This window comes from Vibrio splendidus (assembly GCF_001557875.1).
In the GTDB taxonomy this organism is placed as follows: domain Bacteria; phylum Pseudomonadota; class Gammaproteobacteria; order Enterobacterales; family Vibrionaceae; genus Vibrio; species Vibrio splendidus_F.
Window position 1 is genome coordinate 138,198 of the sequence record NZ_LNRF01000001.1, and the last position, 19,810, is coordinate 158,007.

The window sequence follows — 19,810 nt, forward strand, 5'->3', positions numbered from 1 at the left end:
GAAGTATTTGTCTTAATTGATGTCGACATCTTAATGTTCCCCTAAGCCTTTCTTACCGAAGAATAAAAATTGAACCAAGGTGCACGTTGCGATAAGTGCAAATAGAAGCCATGAAATCGCTGACGCTGTGCCCATTTCTAACCATTCCCAACCCACTTTGTAGAGGTACATAGAGATAGTTAGACCTGATTGCCCCGTACCACCTGTACCACGCGTTAGGACGAACGGTTCTTCAAACATTTGCAGGTTGCCGATGATGGTCATCGTGATAGCAAAGAAGATGAATGGGCGAATCATTGGTAGTGAAATGTTCCAAAAGCGGCGGAAGGCATTCGCACCGTCCATACGAGCAGCTTCTAGAATATCTTTAGGGATCGTCATTAAACCAGTGGTGTAAAGGACGATGTTAAAACCGGTGTATTTCCAAAAAACCATGATCGCGATAGACGGCTTCACCATAGTGGCATCGTCTAACCAGCGGATTGGTTGAAAATCGTTAACCCAAGCAAATGCCCAACCAAACAGCGTGCTATCGGCCAGAGCCATTAGCGTTTGGTTAATAATTCCTGAGTTAGGAGAGTACATATTGAAGAAAATCAGTGACGCTGCGACCGTTGATGTGATGAACGGTAGAAAGTACGCCGATGTTAGCCAGTGACGCATACGGTCACCCATTGAAACCAACATGTAAGCCACTGGAATAGCGACTAAGTGCTGAGCCACACCCGAAGTGATTGCTAGCCACAATGTGTTCTTTAACGAACGCCATAGCCACGGGTCAGTCAATGCAATGTGATAGTTCTCAAAACCAACGAACTGCATTGCGTCCATGCCCTGTACTGGGTTCCATTCGTGGAACGACAGGTAAACAGAGAACAACAGCGGGAAGATCCCAAATACAGAAAAAATGATCAGAAACGGCAGAAGGAATCCATACGGTGTAAGCGCTTTCAAATTCAGACGAGAAAAAAGGCTTTTGTCCGCAGGTTCTATCGTTGTGCTCGCTGTATGATTCATAGTAACGACCTCTTAAAAAAGGAAGCGCGTTATCCACGCTTCCTCACTTACTCAAAATAAAAACAAATTAAAGATTACGCGTACGACGCTTGATTAGACGCTCTGCCTCTTTCAATGCAGTCTCGATGTCCTTACCTTCATCAAGCACTTCCATCAATGCGTTCTCTAAAATTATAGAACGTGCTACATGGTCGCCTTGAGCTGGAGATACTGGCTTGATATTTTGCGCAACTTCAGCAAATAGAAGACGGGCTTTTTGTCCGCCTAGGAACTCCATCTCTTCTTGGAACAGCTCATCGTCATACGTTGTTGTATTCGCAGGGAAAGCAGCAATCGTTTCGAAGTGCTTAAGCTGTACTTCACGGTCAGTTGTCATGTATTCAATAAGAGCCCAAGCTTCATCTGGGTTATCTGATTGAGTTGGAATTGAAAGGAATGAACCGCCCCAGCTGCCGTAGATGCCATCAGGTAGGTTTTCTACTGCCCATTTACCTTTGGTTTCAGGAGCAATCCAGTTGTTTAGGTGACCAAGTAACCAAGCGCCAGAAAGTTGAGTTGCAAATGTGCCGTTGCGGAAGCCTTCGTACCATTCGTTAGACCAAGCCAGAATGCGTCCGTCTAAGCCTTTGTCGCGAATCTCTTTTGCTACTTCAAAAGCGTGAACAAAACGCTCAGATGTCACAACTGGGTTGCCATCTTTATCAAAGTAAAGACCTTCACCTTCAGGAACCGTTGTGAAGATAATTGCCTGTGCAACGTCTGCCGCAGAAGCAATAAGTTGTACGTTTTGCTCTTTCAGTTTTTCACCGGCAGCGATGTATGAATCCCAATCTTTGATGGCTTCTTCTACATCAATACCCGCTTTTTCGAATACGTCGGTACGGTAATACATAACACCTGGACCAAGATCGACAGGAATGCCATACATGTCGCCGTCAGCGCCTTTACCTTGCGCCCATGCGTAAGGTGCGAATCGTTCTTCGTATTTATCTGCACCGTAGTTTTCAGACAGGTTAACTAGACCACCAGAGCCAACGAATGGACCGATTTTCTCAACGTCCACAACAATCACATCACCAGCCCCCGAGCCAGTAGCCAAGTTGGTAGTTAGCTTGGTGTGGTGGTCACCGTGGTTGTTCATAAGGTAATCAACTTTAATCCCTGTTTCCTTTTCGAAATCAGGCAGTAACACCTTCAGGCTGCTATCGAAATCAGGGAAGCCATCGAAACGAATCTCTTTGTCAGCCGCATTAACAGCCGTTGTACCTAATCCTAAAGCAACCGCGCACGAGAGCGCTAAGGTCTTAAATTTCATGTTCTATCCTTAATGTTTTTATAGGGTAACGAGTAAATCCGATACCGAGTTTCTTGTGACCAACGTCGGCAGCAATTTAAAGTTCACGTCATGTTTAATTTTTTTTAGCTTCTGAAGAGTGAGCTGTACTGCTTCAGTGCTCATCTCTTCGATTGGGAAATTAATGGTGGTCAAACTAGGGGTCAGATAGCGCGCGAAGATGGTGTTATCGAAACCCACCAGTGATACATCTTTTGGAACAGACAGTCCCTCTTGATGCAGCACCTCAAAGGCACCAAACGCCATGTGATCATTCGAAGCAAACACCGCCGTAAAGTGACACTTACGGTTGATCAGCTTCTTCATAGCACTGATGCCCGTCTCTTCAGTAAAGCCCGCTTCCGAGACTAAAGCTTCATCGTAAGGCACACCCGCTTCTTCCAAGGCCTTTCGATACCCCTGCAAACGCCCCCTAGCGTCTGCTTTATCTAAAGGCCCGGTAATACACGCGATATCTGTATGTCCCTTTTGCAAAAGATATTGAGTAGCGAGTAGCCCCCCGACTTCGTTATCAATATCAATACAACTCATCGCCATTTCTGGGATGAAGCGGTTAATTAAAACCACAGGGGTCCCCTGTTCTTCCAATTCAATTAAATAGTCATCACTGAGCAGTTGAGTGTGAAGAATCAAAGCATCAACACGACGCCCCAACAGAAACTCCACCGACTCGCGCTGCCCTTGTTCGGTGTTCGAGCCCGCCGCAACAACAGCGTGGTAACCAAAGCGGCGTAGGTTTTCTTCTATGCTATGCAAGATGCCTGAATAGAAAGAGCCACCAAGCTCTGGAACAACAACGCCAACACTACCGGTACGACTTGAAGCCAAGGCTTGAGCGATAGAATTCGGACGATAACCCAACTCCTTGATCGCTTTTTCAACCTTTAATTTCTTGTCATGACTCACTCTACTAGTGCCGTTGATCACTCTAGACACTGTCGCTTGAGACACACCTGCATGCTCTGATACGTGTTTAATTGTCGCCACTCGAACCTCGATACTTCATTAGCTTGTAACCGCTTACAAAACGATTATTAAAGAATTAAGTCTGAGTAGAAGTGAGTGACATCACACTAAACCTCGAGCTAAAAAGGCCAGTTATGGAAATCATGAAAGCGCTTACAGATTACCTTCACACCATGAAACTGTTTCATGGATTCATGAACCACTGATTAGTCAGTTTTGTTAAAAAACTTAGTTCAGTGAAGGGGTTTCAACATACTTATTGGCGTATCAAATACGATTGATATCTAGTATTTCTCACTAGCAAACCTATTTATATGCAAGGGCCACGACGCTAATTAACCATTACAGTTACTAGGGATAAAGCAGGGTGCGCGAGATAAATTAAAATAATATGAAATGAGGTATTGAAGATGTCATGGAGAATAGAGGGAGAGGCAATCCCAAATGATAAAACAGATATTCAAGACGAAAAAAGGGCACAAAGAATGTGCCCAAGAATGGAGTTATATAACGTGCCCTAATCAATCTGCCTTTAGGGCTAAAATGGACAGTATTTACGTACTATTGAAACGCATGGATATTCGAAAGCATGGCTCCTTGAAAATATGCCAGATTCAAAGAACCACTCTTTCTATATCAGTGATTACCACCAAGCTTCAAACATTGCACCGAACGACAATGTATCTACATTAGTTGTATTCACAGTGTTGCCTTTAGTTTCTACATCACCCACTGTTGTGTAGAAACGAAGCATTGGACGGCTCCAAGGTAAACCACCTAGAGAAACGTTTTGAGAAAGCGTTACTTTCCACGCGTTCTCTTCACCGTCGTCATCGTAATCAACCATGCCGTAACCAGCTTCTAACCATGTAGAGTGTGTGTCATTCCATTGGTATTGCGGGCGAATGATACCAGCGTACTCCGTGTTCTCGCGGTCTAGATCTGAACCAGAGTTGTCTTTGTACGACACTAAGTAATCGATGATAAATTGTTCTGATGCCGCGTAGCTACCCTCGACGCTTGCGTACAAAGTCTGGTAATCACCTTTAAGGTCATAAACCGAAGTGTCTGCACCGTCACCATACTTCACAACCAACTTGTTAGACTCACCCAAGCCTAACGTTGCACCTACCAAGTAAGCCGTTTCGTCACTGACTTTCGGCTCACCCGCTACGTCTGAGTCTGCTTCATCTGAAGCAAAACCATAGTTAGCATATAGGTCTAATTGACCGATACCCGCGTTGATTGAGTGAAGTTTAGAAGTAATTGCATATCGACCATTGTCATTTACGAGGCCGCCTTTCACTTGGCCAACAAAGCCCATGTCTAGCTTGGCGCCACCGAAATCTAGGTTGTTAAAGCCAGCACCTTGACCATCATGTGTCATCCAGAAGTAATCGTTCAAACCTTGTTGCGGACGTTGATGGAAGTCACGGCCAGCCCACATGTAAAGCTCAGGCTGGCTTTCAAAGACGTTGGTTACACCGGCATACATTTTTTTCATGCTTAGGCCACCGTCATCAGCCCATGCGTCTGCTTCCCAGTGGTCAGCCATGAATACGATGTCCCAGATAGCTCCGCTGTCAGCTTGGAAAAGCTTAGCTAACTGGACTTCACCACCGTTCGCTTCGTTACCTAAACGACCAACAGAGCGGCCTGTTGTACCGATGTCTACGTAGCGCTCATCACCACTTTTGTAGTGAGCGCCGTAACGAGCATAACCAGAGAAGACGATACCGTCTGGTACATTCGTTTCTGAAGTTAGAACCGCTTGTTGTTGGTCATCAGTGTACTTGATATCTCCAACCTGAGACTCCAACTCTTGGATTCGTTGTTCCAAAGCAGCAAGATCCGTCTCTGCAGCGAAAGAAGAGAGTGAAGCAAGCGAAGCCGCCACTGCGACTGTTATTGGCAAAAGCTTAAATTTTTGCATTGTAATTCCCTATTATTTTTTTGAGTTTTCATCGAACAGGGAAATATTAAGCAATGAAAGCGTTGAAAAGTTAGTCGCTGTTCACACTGATAAATCAGCTTAAAAGCCATGAAACTTTTAGAAGACTCATGACCAAATTTATCATTTTAAGATCAATAGTTTATATTAAAAAACGCGTGAAATAGCAGCTTGAAATCGCTTTCATTTCATCAATAATGGCGGGGTCTATCACGGAAAACCGTACATGAAAGTAAGGGGAATACGGTGTGGTTTTGATTGATTTTCATATATATGAAAAACCTCAAAATCTTACGTTGATTTTGAGGCTTTTAAGTCTGACTCAAATACTCAGTTATCTAAAATCAAGTATTCGCTAAAGTGAATCCAGATACTCTATTCCCATATTGAACAGAGTAAATCCGTAGATACCCACGGCTAAGTAGGTCGCTTTATTCAGCGGCATTCCGACACCATGCCCAGCATTCACATCTATGTGAATCATCCCAGGCGCACCACCTTCATGCTTGTCTTGCAGCTCAGCAATGAACTTATAAGAGTGTGCAGATACCACGCGGTCGACGTGACCCTTCTTTTATATGCTGTAACGCTATGACTCTACTCATCAAAACATGGCGAAAACTCATAGAATTAGAAATAGTGTGAAATCGTTAAGTAACGCGTTCTGATGTGTTCGATCAGTAGCTTAATTTTGTTTGGGGGCTGGCGAGTAAAAGGGTACACCGCATAAATACCCAACTTTTTACCGACTAAATCTGGGAAGATGTCCACTAGCTGGCCGTTTCGAATATCGTGATAAACCAGACAACGTGGCACGTACGCCACACCATGACCGCCCAACGCCGCCTTTCTTAATGCCGTCGCGTTATCGGTAGAAAAAGAACCCGAAACACGCACAATGTATTTGTCGTTGTCGGTACAGCCATCTTTACTATGCAGGAACTGCCATTCACTAGCACCCGTGGTTTGATACGCATATTGCAGACAGTTATGTTGCACTAAATCTTTAGGCAACATCGGCTTACCGTTCTTAGCAATATAAGACGGCGAAGCGCACACCACCCATTGTGAATCCAATATATGACGAGCAATGAGGCTTGAATCTTCCAAGTAGCCGGTTCGAATCACTAAGTCGAGACCATCCTCTACCAAGTCTACAAAGCGATTGTTCAGAGACATATCGACCGTTAAACCTGGGTGCATATTACAAAACTCGGCCACAGCGTCTGCGAGAATCAAATCTCCGGAGATAGTAGGCACTGACATTTTGATATGACCACTGACATTTTCACCAAAGCCTGAAACTGCATCCATAGCCTCTTGAGCCGCCTGCTTCACATTTTTGGCGCTATGTAGCATTGCCTTACCTGCCTCAGTCAGGGTCAATTTACGCGTCGTTCGATATAATAATTGCACGCCAATTTCTTCCTCCAGGCGCGCAATCCTCTTGCTAACTACCGAATTTGTAAGGTTATTTTGTTCTGCCACCTTGCTAAAACTACCCAGTTCAACTACCTGTGAAAACAGGATCAAATCGTCTGCTCGCATCTGATTATGCCAATTTTGGAATTAATTATTTTCATTATTTCCCTATATCAATAAAAAATAAAGGGGTAAATTCACGCCAAATTAACAAAACAATTACAAAAACAGTCATTCCAATTACAAGAGTCGCCCAAACAAGGTTCCCGTTTAGAGGCCAAAGCGATTCAAATGACGACAAACCATAACGTGATCTTTACTTCAAACATGAACGTTTGAAAACAGTACGAGGAAGTACCCATGAGTGAAACTCTACTAGCTTTATTGGCCTTTTCGCCAATAGTTGTTGCAGCGATTCTATTGGTTGGCCTGAACTGGCCAGCGAAAAAAGCGATGCCAGTGGCATTTGCACTAACCGTTGCTATTGCCCTATTTGCTTGGGATATGTCTAGCACTCGCGTGTTGGCTTCTGTATTCCAAGGTTTCGGCATTACCGTGTCGGTTCTCTGGATTGTGTTCGGCGCCATCTTCTTATTAAACACTTTGAAACACACCGGAGCTATCACCACTATTCGTAACGGCTTCACGGATATATCCGCTGACCGTCGCGTTCAGGCAATCATAATTGCTTGGTGTTTTGGTTCATTCATTGAGGGCGCATCTGGTTTCGGCACACCTGCAGCTATTGCCGCACCGCTACTGGTTGCTATCGGCTTCCCAGCACTTGCTGCGGTACTGATGGGCATGATGATTCAATCTACGCCAGTATCATTCGGCGCGGTTGGCACTCCAATTATCGTTGGTGTGAACAAAGGCTTGGACACGCACAACATCGGTGAAAGCCTGATTGCTCATGGCTCAACATGGGATGCTTACCTGCAACAAATCACGTCGAGCGTTGCGCTGATTCATGCTTCTGTTGGGGTGATGATGCCTGTATTGATGGCGATGATGCTGACTCGCTTCTTCGGTAAGAACAAAAGCTGGACTGAAGGTTTAGATATCCTACCGTTCGCACTGTTCGCGGGTGCTGCTTTCACTATTCCTTACGCACTGACTGGCGTCTTCCTAGGCGCAGAATTCCCATCATTGATTGGTGGTCTAGTCGGCCTAGCAATTGTGGTTACAGCGGCAAAACGTGGCTTCCTCGTTCCAAAATCAAAATGGGATTTTGAGAGCGAAGACAAGTGGCCAGCTGAATGGTTAGGTTCTCTGAAAATTGACCTTGATGACAACAGTCAGAACCATAAGAAAATGAGCATGGCGATGGCATGGGCACCTTACGTGCTCCTCGCTGTGACTCTGGTTGCTAGCCGTGTGAGCCCTGAGTTCAAAGGCCTGCTTAAGAGCGTTAGCCTTTCTTTCAGCAACATCCTTGGCGAGACTGGCGTAAGCACTGCAATTCAACCTCTGTATCTACCTGGCGGCATCTTGGTATTCGTCGCGCTAGTTGCGGTTCTAATGCAATCTCGCAGTGCTGCTCCCCTGGCTAAAGCTTTTGGTGAATCAAGCAAGACTCTGATAGGCGCAGGCTTTGTGTTGGTGTTCACCATCCCAATGGTACGTATCTTTATTAACTCTGGTGTGAACGGTGCAGATTTGGCAAGCATGCCAGTAACCACAGCGAACTTTGCAGCTGACCTAGTTGGCGGCGCATTCCCAGCGTTGAGTGCAACGGTAGGTGCGTTAGGTGCCTTCATTGCAGGTTCGAACACCGTTTCCAACATGATGTTCAGCCAATTCCAGTTCGAAGTAGCACAAACTCTGACTATCTCTAGTGCGGTGGTTGTCGCTCTGCAAGCCGTTGGTGCAGCAGCCGGTAACATGATTGCGATTCACAACGTGGTAGCCGCATCAGCGACCGTAGGTTTGTTAGGACGAGAAGGCGCAACACTACGTAAGACAATCATCCCAACGTTCTACTACTTGGTGATGACAGGAATCATTGGCCTAGTGGTTATCTACGGCTTCAAAATGACAGACGCACTTATGTAAACCGTAAGTCGTTACAAAAGCACTTGGCGTTAATACTCAATTCCCCGACTGCAACACCGTCTAACAAGACAGTTGATGAGTTTCGGAATGGATACTAAAACACATCAACACCCTCGGGTATTAACGCCATTTTCCCGCTTATCATTTTAGCGTTTTATCGTTTTATCGTTTACAGCTTCAAAGCTTAAGAAAGACCGAATACTTACTTTCAAGAATTAAAGCAGCCCAAACCAAGCTCTCATAGAAGGGCAACATCCCAAAAATTTAGGACTGAAATTATGATCATATCCGCATCGACTGATTACCGCGCCGCAGCAAAATCGAAATTGCCACCGTTTCTTTTCCACTACATTGACGGAGGTTCTTACGGAGAACATACCCTACGCCGCAACACGGCTGATTTGGCAGAAATCGCGCTCAAGCAGCGTGTCCTCAATGACATGTCAGATCTGAATTTGGAAACTGAGCTGTTTGGCGAAAAGCTAGCGATGCCGATTGCCTTAGCACCCGTTGGTCTAACGGGCATGTACGCGCGACGTGGTGAAGTGCAAGCAGCAAAAGCCGCAGACAACAAAGGTATCCCTTTTACGATGTCGACGGTGTCGGTATGTCCGATTGAAGAAGTCGCACCTAAGATTGAACGCCCAATGTGGTTTCAGCTTTACGTGTTAAAAGATCGCGGCTTCATGAAGAACGTTCTTGAACGCGCAAAAGCAGCAGGCGTAACAACATTGGTTTTCACCGTTGATATGCCAGTACCTGGCGCTCGCTACCGTGACATGCACTCAGGAATGAGTGGCCCAAATGCGGCAATGCGTCGTGTATTCCAATCTATGCGTCATCCTAGCTGGGCGGTTGATGTTGGTTTGTTGGGTAAACCACACGACCTAGGCAACATCTCAACTTATCGTGGTTCTCCAACCAAACTGGAAGACTACATCGGTTGGTTGGGTGACAACTTCGACCCATCGATCTCATGGAAAGACCTAGAGTGGATCCGTGATTTCTGGGATGGCCCTATGGTCATCAAAGGCATTCTTGACGAAGAAGATGCAAAAGACGCCGTGAGATTTGGTGCTGACGGTATCGTGGTTTCAAACCACGGCGGTCGTCAGCTCGATGGTGTTTTATCAAGTGCCAAAGCATTACCTGCGATCGCAGACGCAGTAAAAGGCGACACCAAGATTCTGGTCGATTCTGGTATTCGTACTGGCTTAGATGTAGTACGCATGATGGCGATGGGTGCGGACTGTACTTTGCTTGGTCGCTCATTCGTCTACGCGTTAGCGGCTCAAGGACAAGCAGGCGTTGAGAACTTACTCGATCTGTACGACAAAGAGATGCGCGTTGCGATGACATTAACAGGCGCGAAAACAATTAAAGACTTAACTCGTGAATCTTTGGTAGGGCTAGATTAAGCCGCAACAATTCAAGTTCAGATTCAGACTCGGACTAATGCTTTGGTCTACTTAGACTGAAGTTCAATCGGTGTCACAGCAATTCCACTGCCGTTGTGACACCGTTTAAGCACTGGAAAATAAAATGAAAAGCTAGGGCGTGTTGATCTTTCGAGCTGATTTTTGCAGCGAGTTGCTGGGTATTTATACAAGGCAGAGGCGTCGATGTGTAGCTAGCCTACATGAGAAGCCGATAACGTAGTAGAAATGGCCAGCAAACGCTGCCCGAAGGGTTCGAGCTGGGCGCCCCCGCAAAAAGCGTTTTACTCTTTGTTGAGAGGGATTTGCTTAGAATGACTAGGCTACTTCCCCCTCGCCGCGATTAAAACGCTTTTGACTAGGCGCCCCCATGCGAACAAAATTTAACCACGAAAGGTCAACACGCCCTAACCAGTGCCAAATAAGAAGCACAAGGAAGCAAAGATGGAGACAACCGCATCCCATGAGCGAGTAATAGACGCACAAGCTTATCAGCAGCTTGAAGCAATCCTGGCTCAAAAAATAGAAACAGAACGCATTGTCACGCAAGAGGCAAAGCGCTTGGCTTACGGCACCGATGCGAGTTTTTATCGCTTGGTGCCGAAAATGGTTCTAAGGCTCAAAAACTTAGACGAAGTCATATTCACCATTCAAAGCTGTCGCGAGCTGGGCATTCATTTTACCTTTCGCGCCGCAGGTACCAGCCTTTCCGGGCAAGCTGTTTCAGACTCGGTACTCATCACACTGACCGATGACTGGCGTGGTCACGAGATCGTCGATAACGGTAATCAGATCATCCTTCAACCCGGTGTAATTGGCGCTGATGCCAACAAATACCTAGCCCCTTTCCAACGTAAAATCGGCCCAGACCCAGCCTCTATCAATACCTGTAAAATCGGTGGTATTGCCGCGAATAACGCTAGCGGTATGTGCTGTGGTACCGCGCAAAACTCCTATCGCACTGTAGAAAGTATGAAAGTCGTCCTAAGCGATGGCACCCTACTAGATACAGCAGACAGTGCTAGCGTTGAGTCCTTCAAGCAGTCACACAAAACGCTATTTGATGGTATTGCTGAATTGCACCGCCAAACCATCTCAAATCAAGAACTTGCAGACAGAATCCGCCACAAGTACCGCCTCAAAAACACCACTGGCTACGCTCTGAATGCCTTGGTCGATTACCACGACCCAATGGAGATCATCAAACACCTGATGATTGGCTCAGAAGGCACGCTAGGCTTCATCGCCGAGATCACTTACAACACGGTGATTGAACACCCGAATAAAGCCTCTGCTCTGCTGGTGTTTGCCGACATCGAGCAAGCAAGTAAAGCCGTGACTACGCTATCCAAAACTCCGGTTGCAGCCGTTGAGCTGATGGATGGCAGGGCGCTGCGTTCAGTGGCGGATAAACCTGGTATGCCTGCGTTTATGCCAAACTTGGATTTAGAAGCAGCGGCTATTTTGGTGGAATCACACGCCAGCTCCCAGCAGGACTTAGATTTACAATGTAAATCAATTTTAGATGCATTGGCTGATTACACGATTGTTGAATCGGTCCCTTTTACGTCCGATCCGAAGACTGTCGCTACCCTATGGGGTATTCGAAAAGGCATGTTTCCAGCCGTTGGCGCAGTGCGTGAAGTCGGTACTACCGTCATCATTGAAGATGTTGCTTTCCCAGTAGTAAACCTTGCAAATGGCATTCGAGAGCTACAAGAGCTGTTTGATAAATACGACTACAGCGAAGCAATCATTTTCGGTCACGCCCTAGAAGGCAACCTACACTTTGTATTTACCCAAGGCTTTGATAGCCAAGAAGAGATCGATCGTTACGGCGGTTTCATGGATGACGTAGCCGAGCTTGTCGCCGTGAAATATCAAGGCTCTCTGAAAGCGGAACACGGTACGGGCCGTAACATGGCACCTTACGTCGAGTTGGAATGGGGCAAAGATGGTTACGCCTTGATGCAACAGATCAAAGCACTGTTCGATCCAGAAAGATTGCTTAACCCTGGTGTTATCATCAACGACAATCCAAACTCCCACATCACAGACTTAAAGCCAATGCCTGCTGCCGACGACCTTGTTGACCGCTGTATTGAGTGTGGATTTTGTGAGCCAGTCTGCCCATCTCGCACACTGACCTTATCACCGCGACAACGTATTGTGTTGTACCGAGAACTGCAACGCCGCCGAGCTGCAGGCGAAGAAATAGAAGCAAGCGAGCTAAAGAAGACGTTTGAATACCAAGGCATTGATACCTGTGCGGCGACAGGCTTGTGTGCTGAGCGTTGCCCGGTTGGCATTAATACTGGCGACTTGGTGAAGAAGCTTCGTGTTGCCAAGTACCAGAAGTTCACACCAATCGCTAAGTGGACGGCGGATCACTTCTCGACCACCACTAAGCTGACCAAAGCAGGTCTCAAAACCAATCAAGTAGCGAGTAAAGTTCTGGGCGCAAATACGGTCGGCAAGCTCACTAATGGCCTGCGTTCAGTGACCAAAGGCGCAACACCGGTTTGGATGCCAGAGATGCCGCAATCCAATAGTCACTCGCTAGTCTCATCAACAGTGACGGCAGAATCTTCAAGTAATCATAAGAAGGTGGTTTACCTCCCTTCCTGTGCCAGTCGAACCATGGGTCAACAGAGCGATGCGGGCGATCAGCGTCCTCTTACTGAAGTGACTATGTCCCTGCTCAGCAAGGCGGGATTCGAGGTTATTCTTCCGAAGAAGCTAGATGACCAATGTTGTGGTATGCCTTACGACAGCAAAGGAATGACCGACCTCGCGCAATCGAAGGCTCAACAGTTAGAAGAAGTGTTGTGGCAAGCCAGTCGTCAGGGTGAATACCCAGTATTAATGGACACCAGTCCGTGTGCCAAGCGCAGTATTGAGCAATTCACCAAGCCACTAGAGGTGTTAGAACCGACAGGGTTTGTGAATCAATACCTGCTTGAGCACCTGACGCTTGAGCCACTTAAAGAAACCGTAATGCTGCATGTGACGTGTAGTTCTCGTCGAATGGGCTTAGAAGGCGCGATGTTGAACCTTGCTAAAGCGTGTACTGAAGAAGTGATTGTCCCTGAGCATATTCAATGTTGTGGTTGGGCGGGTGATAAAGGTTTCACTACGCCAGAGTTGAATGAAGCGGCGGTACACCCACTCAAAGAGCAAGTGCCGAGCAACTGTACTCGTGGATTCAGTAACAGCCGAACTTGTGAGATCGGTTTGTCACATCACAGTGGCATTCCATATCAATCAATCTTGTACTTGGTGGACGAAGTCGCACAGTAGCTTCACTCTCATTGCGAGTGACGAGCTCTAGCTTAAAACGAAAAATGGCAGCCTAATCAGGCTGCCATTTCTTTATTCGATTTAAAACGTGCTACTGAGCTAACAGTTAGAGAGCTAAACGCATCAACTCTTCTGGCGAGTAGTGTTCTGCTTCTGCACCTTTGGCGATTAAGTCGATCACTCGGAACTCGTTCATGTCACCAAACTCCTTGGTCAAGTAATCACGAAACGCTTTCTCATTCGGCCACTTACCTCGTACGATATAGCCATCTTCTTTGTCAAAATCTTCTGTTTCAAAGAAGGAAAAATCGGTCATACCAATATTGTGGCAATACAAAACGAGATACATAATTATTCCTCAAAAACGGGGTTACTAATAAAAACTCACGGGAAGGTAGAAATCGAGCTCGAACACTTCATCGGTGTTAAGAAAGTGATTCTGATGATAATGCACATAAGCCGGAGTAGAACGTTGCTTGAAGCCAGACGTAGGTAGCCACTTTTCTAATACCATGCTGATCTGTGGTAGCAGTTCTCCATAGCGCCCATTCAATCGAAACACCGCATGTAAGCCGCTCGGAATCACCATCTGATTAACCACACTACGATACTTAATCGGTTCATTAATCGCGATACACGCCACATATCTACATTGATCCATCTCAACCCAAGCAGGATTCGAATGATGCAAACCAAATTGGCTCGAAAAATCACGTTGTTCGGAGTTCGCCCACGCTTTCAATATCAGCCAGGCATTGCGAATAGAACGGTTATAACCCGTATGTCGAACATAGGCTGCCATGCGCTCAGGCACTTCAATGATCTTAGGTTCAGGCAATACTCGCTGCGCGACATTCAAATAGCCTGCCGCGACTTCCGGGTCTTTCAAATAGGGCTTTTCGGCGATCTGTAAATCGTGTTTACGCCACTCACCCGGTGACATGTTAAAGGTCGCTTTAAACGCGCGGCTAAACGAAGACACCGAACTGAAACCACACTTACTGGCAATTTCCACCACTGATGACGTGGTATCGAACATCAATTGATTGGCCGCATACTCCATTCGAGTTCGTCGAATGTACTGATGCAACGACTCCCCAACCACGCTTTTAAAGGTGCGATGAAAATGTTGCTCTGAATAAGCCGCAATCTCGGAGAGCGCTTTTGCCGACAGAGGCTGGCTGATGTCCTGGTGAATATGAAACAAAACATCATTGATTCGTGATATGTGTTGACGTGACATCGCTTAAATAGCATAAATGGACATGTTTAAGAGCATAAACGGACACGCTACTTTTTACAATTGCCGTGTAATATCAAGCGATAGAATAAAAACGATAAACGACGAGACACAACACATGGAAATCGCACAGTCATTACAACAGATTCAATCTTCATACATTCGAGAGATCCTCGCAGCCGCAAGTGATCCAAATGTCATCTCATTGGCCGGTGGTTTACCGGACGAGAAAACATTCCCTATCGATTTGATGAAGCCAACGCTAGAAAACCTAGCGAACATGCCTGAAGTTTTCCAATACGGTTCTACTGCGGGTTACGGCCCATTGCTTGAGCACCTGACGCAAAGCTACCGATTGCCAGAGACTCACACAGCGATGATCTGTACCGGTTCTCAGCAAGGTTTGGATTTGATTGCCCGTGCCTATGTCGATCCGGGAGATGTGGTTGTGATGGAAGCGCCAAGCTACTTAGGTGCGATGCAGGTGTTTGGCCTAGTTCAAGCAAACATCGCGACCGTGTCTCAAACTGAATTTGGCCCGAACCTAGACGAACTGGAAACGTGCTTTGCACAGCAATCACCGAAGATGTTCTATGCCGTGCCTGATTTTCACAACCCAACCGGTGTGTGCTGGGCAACAGAAACTCGTCAAAAAGTAGCTGAGCTGTGTATCAAATATAACGTGGCATTCATTGAAGATGCACCTTACCGCGAGCTGCGCTTTACAGGCACTGAACTGCCATTGGTTTCTTCGTTCTGCCCTGATAACTCTATCGTTCTTCGTTCATTCTCTAAGATTGCATCGCCAGGTCTACGTATTGGCGCGGTAACAGGTAAACGCAGCTACCTTGAGCCACTGATCAAAGTGAAACAAGGCGCTGACTTGCACTCAAGTGTACCGATGCAAGCACTGCTTGTTGGTCTTCTAAAACATGAAGACTTTGGCGTGCATATGGAAAACATTCGCACCCTGTACAAATCTCGTTATGAAGTGCTGTTCTCAGAGCTAGAGAAACAACTGCCTGCAGATTGCGTGTTAAAAGCCGTGGATGGCGGAATGTTCATCTGGGTTGAAATCCCAGAGTGTGACACCTTCGAATTAGCAAAAACCTTACTATCGAATGGCGTGGCGGTTGTACCAAGCCCAGTATTCTATCCAAAGGCCGATGAAGCCAAAGCCGCACTGCGCCTAAACTTCACTAACGCCAACCCAAAAGAATTAACAGAAGCGGTGAAACGCTTAGCGGAAGTACTTAACCAAGCGTAATCGCCGATTAAGTAAAACGGACTAGATACCAAGGCCCTGCTGTATTTTTACAGCAGGGCCTTTTTTGTGTAATGTCGCCTTCAAGAAAGATGGTGAAATAACTCGGTTTCTTAAATAGTAAATCCACATAACATTTGGTGATAAATAGCCCTACCTTTGGTTGGTTTTTGTCCCGTACCGCCTTGGTTATACTGCGGCTGATTTTAATAAGCCAACAGACTGAGCTGAGTTGAAATACTAAGTTTTGATCTGAATAGGCAACCGCTCTGGATTTACGTTCCAGCTCGCAGAAAGGAAAAACCATGTCTCAATATGTTGTATGTGCTCTGTATAAATTCGTAGCACTTGATGATTACCAAGAAATTCGCCAGCCACTCACTGACGTGTTAGAAACCAACCAAATCCGCGGTACTTTGCTACTTGCGAGCGAAGGTATCAACGGCACCGTTGCAGGTAAACGCGAATCTATCGACGCCCTTCTTCAATGGTTCAAGCAAGACCCTCGCTTAGCTGATGTTGTTTACAAAGAGTCGTTCAACGACGAGCAGCCGTTCAACCGCACCAAGGTTAAGCTTAAGAAAGAGATCGTAACCATGGGCATTGAGGGCATCGACCCACGCCACGTTGTCGGCACTTACGTGAAACCAAATGAATGGAATGCACTGATTTCTGATCCAGATGTGATTCTGGTTGATACTCGTAACGACTACGAAGTGGACATCGGCACCTTCAAAAATGCTGTAAACCCAAACACAGAAACCTTCCGTGAATTCCCTCAATACGTTGAAGACAACCTTGACCCTAAGAAGCACAAGAAAGTCGCGATGTTCTGTACTGGCGGTATTCGTTGCGAAAAATCAACAGCCTACATGAAAGAACAAGGCTTTGATGAGGTTTACCACCTTGAAGGCGGCATTCTTAAGTACCTAGAAGAAGTACCAGAAGAAGAGAGCATGTGGGAAGGCGACTGCTACGTATTTGACGGTCGTGTTGCAGTAAACCACCAGCTAGAAAAAAGCGGCTACGATGTGTGTAACGCGTGTCGTTTGCCAATCACTGACGAAGACAAAGCCTCTGAACACTTCGAGAAAGGCGTAAGCTGCCCTAAGTGTATTGATAAACACAGCGACGAGCAGAAAGCCCGTTTCCGCGAACGTGAAAAGCAAGTTCAACTGTCGAATGCTCGTGGCGAAACCCACGTAGGTGGTGAAGCTGCTCACCTTATCGAGCAACGTAAGAAAGAGAAGCTTGCACACAAAGAGCAGCAACGCTCTGGTAAGAAAGCTAAATAGGCTTTCTGATTTATATCTATAACTGTATAGCTTTGAATATATAGCTATGAACATTAAAAAGGGCGCAAGTTCGAAGATGATTCATCGAGTTTGTGCCCTTTTTTGCTCGCTTTACGGCTTTGTGTTTTGAGCCACATTTCTTTCAAAAAATAGCTTCTATACTGTTAGTAATTCGACTAGAGAGGAAGTGCCAATGCTCAATGAAAACCATGCCTTTATCTTAGATTTCCCAGATCTTAAATTAGACATTGTTCAGCTCAACCACGACGACGAAAAATTCAAAGCAGACATGCAGAAGTACCACCAACTCGACTACGACATCCGTCAGCTAGAAATCTCTGGCAGCCCTATCGATGACGACAGCATGCACAACCTCAAAGTAGAACGCATGGAGCTAAAAGACTCGCTACACAAACAGCTCACACGCCATCACGCGCTTAAGATCGTATAACAACTCATATGCTAGTGTGGCTAACTTAGCCACACTACTCTCCTTCTCAATGGGTTCATTTTTTGTAATCGAAACTAGCTGCTACCTTGCCTGCTTATCCGCTGAGAAATCTAAGTAAGTACTGAATTGAAGCCCATCATCTTGAGTTTCAAAACTCCAACCCATTCGCTCACAAATTCGTTGCACAATCACTAGGCCACAACCATAGCCAGCATTGTAAGTCTCGTTGCCATCATGACGGTTAGTGATCACTAATTGAGAACCTGTCACCACAATTCCAACATCGCCAATACTGTAGCTAAACGCATTTTTAATTAAGTTATTCAGTACAATAGTAATAAAGCTCTCTGGCGCATATACCGTGACAGTCTCTTTGACGTCCAGAGCATAACTCGCATCCTGCTTGGCAAACAAAGGCGCCATTTCAAGCAACTGATTCTGAACTTCGACTGCCAAGTCATAGTGACCGAAATAGTGCTCATCGATACTCTCTTTACCAAGTAGCAAAAACATTTCAGTCAGCACTCGCATCTGTTCACTCGCTTCTTGCAAGCGATTAATCGCTTTTAACGCAACAGGAGGTTGATTGGGTACTTTAGTTAGCAGCTCTGCCGACCCTTTTATCACCATTATCGGGGTTCGAAGTTCATGAGAAGCAAATCGATTGAACTCTTCTTCCCGCTGAAAGAAACCTGAAATATGATTCTTTGAATCTAAAAGTGTTTGCTCAATATGTCGTGTTTCAGCGTAGGATGTCTCGACTTTAAAACTTGGCTGCTCAGGGTGCATTTGCCCGATTTTCTTTTCTATCTGATTGAGTGGCCTCGACAGCGAGCGCACAACATAGATCCCATACAAAACCATGAAGATGGACGTTAAACCGCCAAGTATGAGGGTGTAGTTGTGGAGGCTCCATTCATACTCGTCGAGGTAGTCGTCGGCGTCATCTTGAAACAAGATATACATCAACCCTTTGCCTGACGGGTGCTCAAAGACATAAAAGTGCTTATCTTCTGTACCTAACAAATGCTCATAAAAACCGGGCTTCTTATATTGAGTTAACCAGTTGGGCAGTTCAGCCTCACTCCAGTAACTCGAAAACTCGTTTTGATTCGGCAACAACGCTTCTTCGCCAAGCAGCTGATATTCAGACGTATAACGGTTAGCTTCGGTGTCTAACCAGTGGTGCAGGCTGATCACTTCCATCTGGTTTTCAGCGATATAAATAACAGTCCAGAAAAGACCAAACATGACCAAGGTCATCAAGCCAAAACTTCGGCGGATTTTTCGGTAGATACTCGGGTAATCACCATGGTTCGAACCGTTAGGCTTTAAGTCTGTAACCTTGTCCATGAATAGTCTCTAATCGTGAATGTTCAAACCCTTTATCGAGCGTGTTACGCAGGCCATAAATATGGCTTCGTAGTGCATCACTGCTTGGCGATTCATCACCCCAAACAGAATCAATCACTTCAGTTCTTGAAACAATCGCTGGTGCATGACGCATAAGGACTTTTAGTATCTTAAGCTGAATACGACTCAACTTAATAAGCCTACCTTCTCGGTATACCTCGTCGGTCTGCGAGTTGAGAGTAATATCGGCAAAACTCTGCTTTCCAATATCTTGCCGTGGCCCTCGGCTTGCCAATGCGTTGAGTCTTAAACTGAGCTCTTGCATGGCGAAAGGCTTAACCAAGTAATCATCTCCACCCGCTTGAAAAGCCGCGATTTTGTCATCCAACCTATCTTTAGCGGTTAAAAATAGAATTGGCGTAGGACACTGCACCTCTTCTCTTAACTTTCTAACAGCGGAGATTCCGTCTAATTTAGGCATCATGATGTCCATGATAATCACGTCATAATAATTATCAGACGCTAACTTCAACGCCGCTTCACCATGATAAGCACAATCGATCACCATCCCTTCTAACTCTAGGTAATCGGCAATGGTTTCTGCAACATTGTGGCTGTCATCAACGATCAAAACTTTCATCGATTTATTTCACCTTTCTTCACGAGTGCTTCACGTTTGAGTTTATAAGATACACCCTCATTAAAC

General features: G+C 45.9%; 15 protein-coding genes and 1 pseudogene. 6 read left to right on the forward strand and 10 right to left on the reverse strand.

The window, feature by feature from the left end:
- Positions 1 to 30: 30 nt before the first annotated feature.
- The 6 genes and pseudogenes from ATB74_RS00575 to ATB74_RS00600 form a co-directional block, all read right to left on the reverse strand.
- Positions 31 to 1,017, reverse strand: coding sequence for a carbohydrate ABC transporter permease (locus ATB74_RS00575; RefSeq protein WP_017068577.1), 987 nt, complete (start codon positions 1,015 to 1,017; stop codon positions 31 to 33).
- 67 nt (positions 1,018 to 1,084) lie between these two features.
- Positions 1,085 to 2,332, reverse strand: a complete 1,248-nt coding sequence (locus ATB74_RS00580; protein WP_061015766.1) for an ABC transporter substrate-binding protein — start codon at positions 2,330 to 2,332, stop codon at positions 1,085 to 1,087.
- A gap of 18 nt (positions 2,333 to 2,350) precedes the next feature.
- On the reverse strand, positions 2,351 to 3,358 hold the full coding sequence (locus ATB74_RS00585) for a LacI family DNA-binding transcriptional regulator (protein ID WP_061015768.1): 1,008 nt from the start codon (positions 3,356 to 3,358) through the stop codon (positions 2,351 to 2,353).
- 622 nt (positions 3,359 to 3,980) lie between these two features.
- A complete protein-coding gene (locus tag ATB74_RS00590) occupies positions 3,981 to 5,270 on the reverse strand; it encodes a carbohydrate porin (RefSeq protein WP_061015769.1) in 1,290 nt (429 codons plus the stop codon).
- A 373-nt stretch (positions 5,271 to 5,643) separates the two neighbouring features.
- Positions 5,644 to 5,853, reverse strand: a pseudogene (locus ATB74_RS00595) (prolyl oligopeptidase family serine peptidase); the annotation flags it as partial.
- Between the two features lie 65 nt (positions 5,854 to 5,918).
- A complete protein-coding gene (locus tag ATB74_RS00600; RefSeq protein ID WP_061015771.1) occupies positions 5,919 to 6,836 on the reverse strand; it encodes a LysR family transcriptional regulator in 918 nt (305 codons plus the stop codon).
- A gap of 234 nt (positions 6,837 to 7,070) precedes the next feature.
- On the opposite strand from ATB74_RS00600, the gene ATB74_RS00605 reads away from it, so the two are divergent.
- From ATB74_RS00605 to ATB74_RS00615, 3 genes are all read left to right on the forward strand, one after another.
- On the forward strand, positions 7,071 to 8,765 hold the full coding sequence (locus tag ATB74_RS00605) for an L-lactate permease (RefSeq protein WP_061015773.1): 1,695 nt from the start codon (positions 7,071 to 7,073) through the stop codon (positions 8,763 to 8,765).
- Between the two features lie 278 nt (positions 8,766 to 9,043).
- Positions 9,044 to 10,183, forward strand: a complete 1,140-nt coding sequence (lldD, locus tag ATB74_RS00610) for an FMN-dependent L-lactate dehydrogenase LldD (RefSeq protein ID WP_050620158.1) — start codon at positions 9,044 to 9,046, stop codon at positions 10,181 to 10,183.
- Positions 10,184 to 10,645: 462 nt separating this feature from the next.
- A complete protein-coding gene (locus tag ATB74_RS00615; RefSeq protein ID WP_061015777.1) occupies positions 10,646 to 13,501 on the forward strand; it encodes an FAD-binding and (Fe-S)-binding domain-containing protein in 2,856 nt (951 codons plus the stop codon).
- 106 nt (positions 13,502 to 13,607) lie between these two features.
- On the opposite strand, the gene ATB74_RS00620 is transcribed toward ATB74_RS00615, so the two are convergent.
- Together ATB74_RS00620 and ATB74_RS00625 are read right to left on the reverse strand one after the other, a co-directional pair.
- On the reverse strand, positions 13,608 to 13,850 hold the full coding sequence (locus ATB74_RS00620) for a hypothetical protein (RefSeq protein WP_061015779.1): 243 nt from the start codon (positions 13,848 to 13,850) through the stop codon (positions 13,608 to 13,610).
- A 24-nt stretch (positions 13,851 to 13,874) separates the two neighbouring features.
- Positions 13,875 to 14,744, reverse strand: a complete 870-nt coding sequence (locus ATB74_RS00625) for an AraC family transcriptional regulator (protein WP_061015781.1) — start codon at positions 14,742 to 14,744, stop codon at positions 13,875 to 13,877.
- A gap of 115 nt (positions 14,745 to 14,859) precedes the next feature.
- Here ATB74_RS00625 and ATB74_RS00630 point away from each other — a divergent pair, with 115 nt between their 5' ends.
- The 3 genes from ATB74_RS00630 (at position 14,860) to ATB74_RS00640 (ending at position 17,751) form a co-directional block, all read left to right on the forward strand.
- Positions 14,860 to 16,008, forward strand: coding sequence for a PLP-dependent aminotransferase family protein (locus ATB74_RS00630; protein ID WP_061015783.1), 1,149 nt, complete (start codon positions 14,860 to 14,862; stop codon positions 16,006 to 16,008).
- Between the two features lie 302 nt (positions 16,009 to 16,310).
- The gene (locus ATB74_RS00635; protein WP_060980923.1) at positions 16,311 to 17,300 is read left to right on the forward strand and encodes a rhodanese-related sulfurtransferase; all 990 of its coding nucleotides are present in this window, start codon (positions 16,311 to 16,313) and stop codon (positions 17,298 to 17,300) included.
- A gap of 193 nt (positions 17,301 to 17,493) precedes the next feature.
- A complete protein-coding gene (locus ATB74_RS00640; RefSeq protein WP_009846137.1) occupies positions 17,494 to 17,751 on the forward strand; it encodes a YdcH family protein in 258 nt (85 codons plus the stop codon).
- Positions 17,752 to 17,832: 81 nt separating this feature from the next.
- On the opposite strand, the gene ATB74_RS00645 is transcribed toward ATB74_RS00640, so the two are convergent.
- Together ATB74_RS00645 and ATB74_RS00650 are read right to left on the reverse strand one after the other, a co-directional pair.
- Complete coding sequence (locus tag ATB74_RS00645; RefSeq protein WP_061015785.1) at positions 17,833 to 19,104, reverse strand: sensor histidine kinase; 1,272 nt, start codon at positions 19,102 to 19,104, stop codon at positions 17,833 to 17,835.
- Positions 19,076 to 19,744 carry a response regulator transcription factor gene (locus tag ATB74_RS00650; protein ID WP_061015787.1) on the reverse strand — a complete coding sequence of 223 codons (669 nt, stop codon included), beginning with the start codon at positions 19,742 to 19,744 and terminating at the stop codon, positions 19,076 to 19,078. The genes ATB74_RS00645 and ATB74_RS00650 overlap by 29 nt, the downstream gene beginning before the upstream one ends.
- Positions 19,745 to 19,810 lie beyond the last annotated feature (66 nt).

Coding starts and splice junctions, on each gene's coding strand:
- ATB74_RS00615 (WP_061015777.1), top strand. CDS start 10,646: ATGGAGACAACCGCATCCCATGAGCGAGTAATAGACGCACAAGCTTAT.
- ATB74_RS00645 (WP_061015785.1), bottom strand. CDS start 19,104: ATGGACAAGGTTACAGACTTAAAGCCTAACGGTTCGAACCATGGTGAT.
- ATB74_RS00620 (WP_061015779.1), bottom strand. CDS start 13,850: ATGTATCTCGTTTTGTATTGCCACAATATTGGTATGACCGATTTTTCC.
- lldD (WP_050620158.1), top strand. CDS start 9,044: ATGATCATATCCGCATCGACTGATTACCGCGCCGCAGCAAAATCGAAA.
- ATB74_RS00605 (WP_061015773.1), top strand. CDS start 7,071: ATGAGTGAAACTCTACTAGCTTTATTGGCCTTTTCGCCAATAGTTGTT.
- ATB74_RS00580 (WP_061015766.1), bottom strand. CDS start 2,332: ATGAAATTTAAGACCTTAGCGCTCTCGTGCGCGGTTGCTTTAGGATTA.
- ATB74_RS00575 (WP_017068577.1), bottom strand. CDS start 1,017: ATGAATCATACAGCGAGCACAACGATAGAACCTGCGGACAAAAGCCTT.
- ATB74_RS00650 (WP_061015787.1), bottom strand. CDS start 19,744: ATGAAAGTTTTGATCGTTGATGACAGCCACAATGTTGCAGAAACCATT.
- ATB74_RS00630 (WP_061015783.1), top strand. CDS start 14,860: ATGGAAATCGCACAGTCATTACAACAGATTCAATCTTCATACATTCGA.
- ATB74_RS00590 (WP_061015769.1), bottom strand. CDS start 5,270: ATGCAAAAATTTAAGCTTTTGCCAATAACAGTCGCAGTGGCGGCTTCG.
- ATB74_RS00600 (WP_061015771.1), bottom strand. CDS start 6,836: ATGCGAGCAGACGATTTGATCCTGTTTTCACAGGTAGTTGAACTGGGT.
- ATB74_RS00635 (WP_060980923.1), top strand. CDS start 16,311: ATGTCTCAATATGTTGTATGTGCTCTGTATAAATTCGTAGCACTTGAT.
- ATB74_RS00625 (WP_061015781.1), bottom strand. CDS start 14,744: ATGTCACGTCAACACATATCACGAATCAATGATGTTTTGTTTCATATT.
- ATB74_RS00640 (WP_009846137.1), top strand. CDS start 17,494: ATGCTCAATGAAAACCATGCCTTTATCTTAGATTTCCCAGATCTTAAA.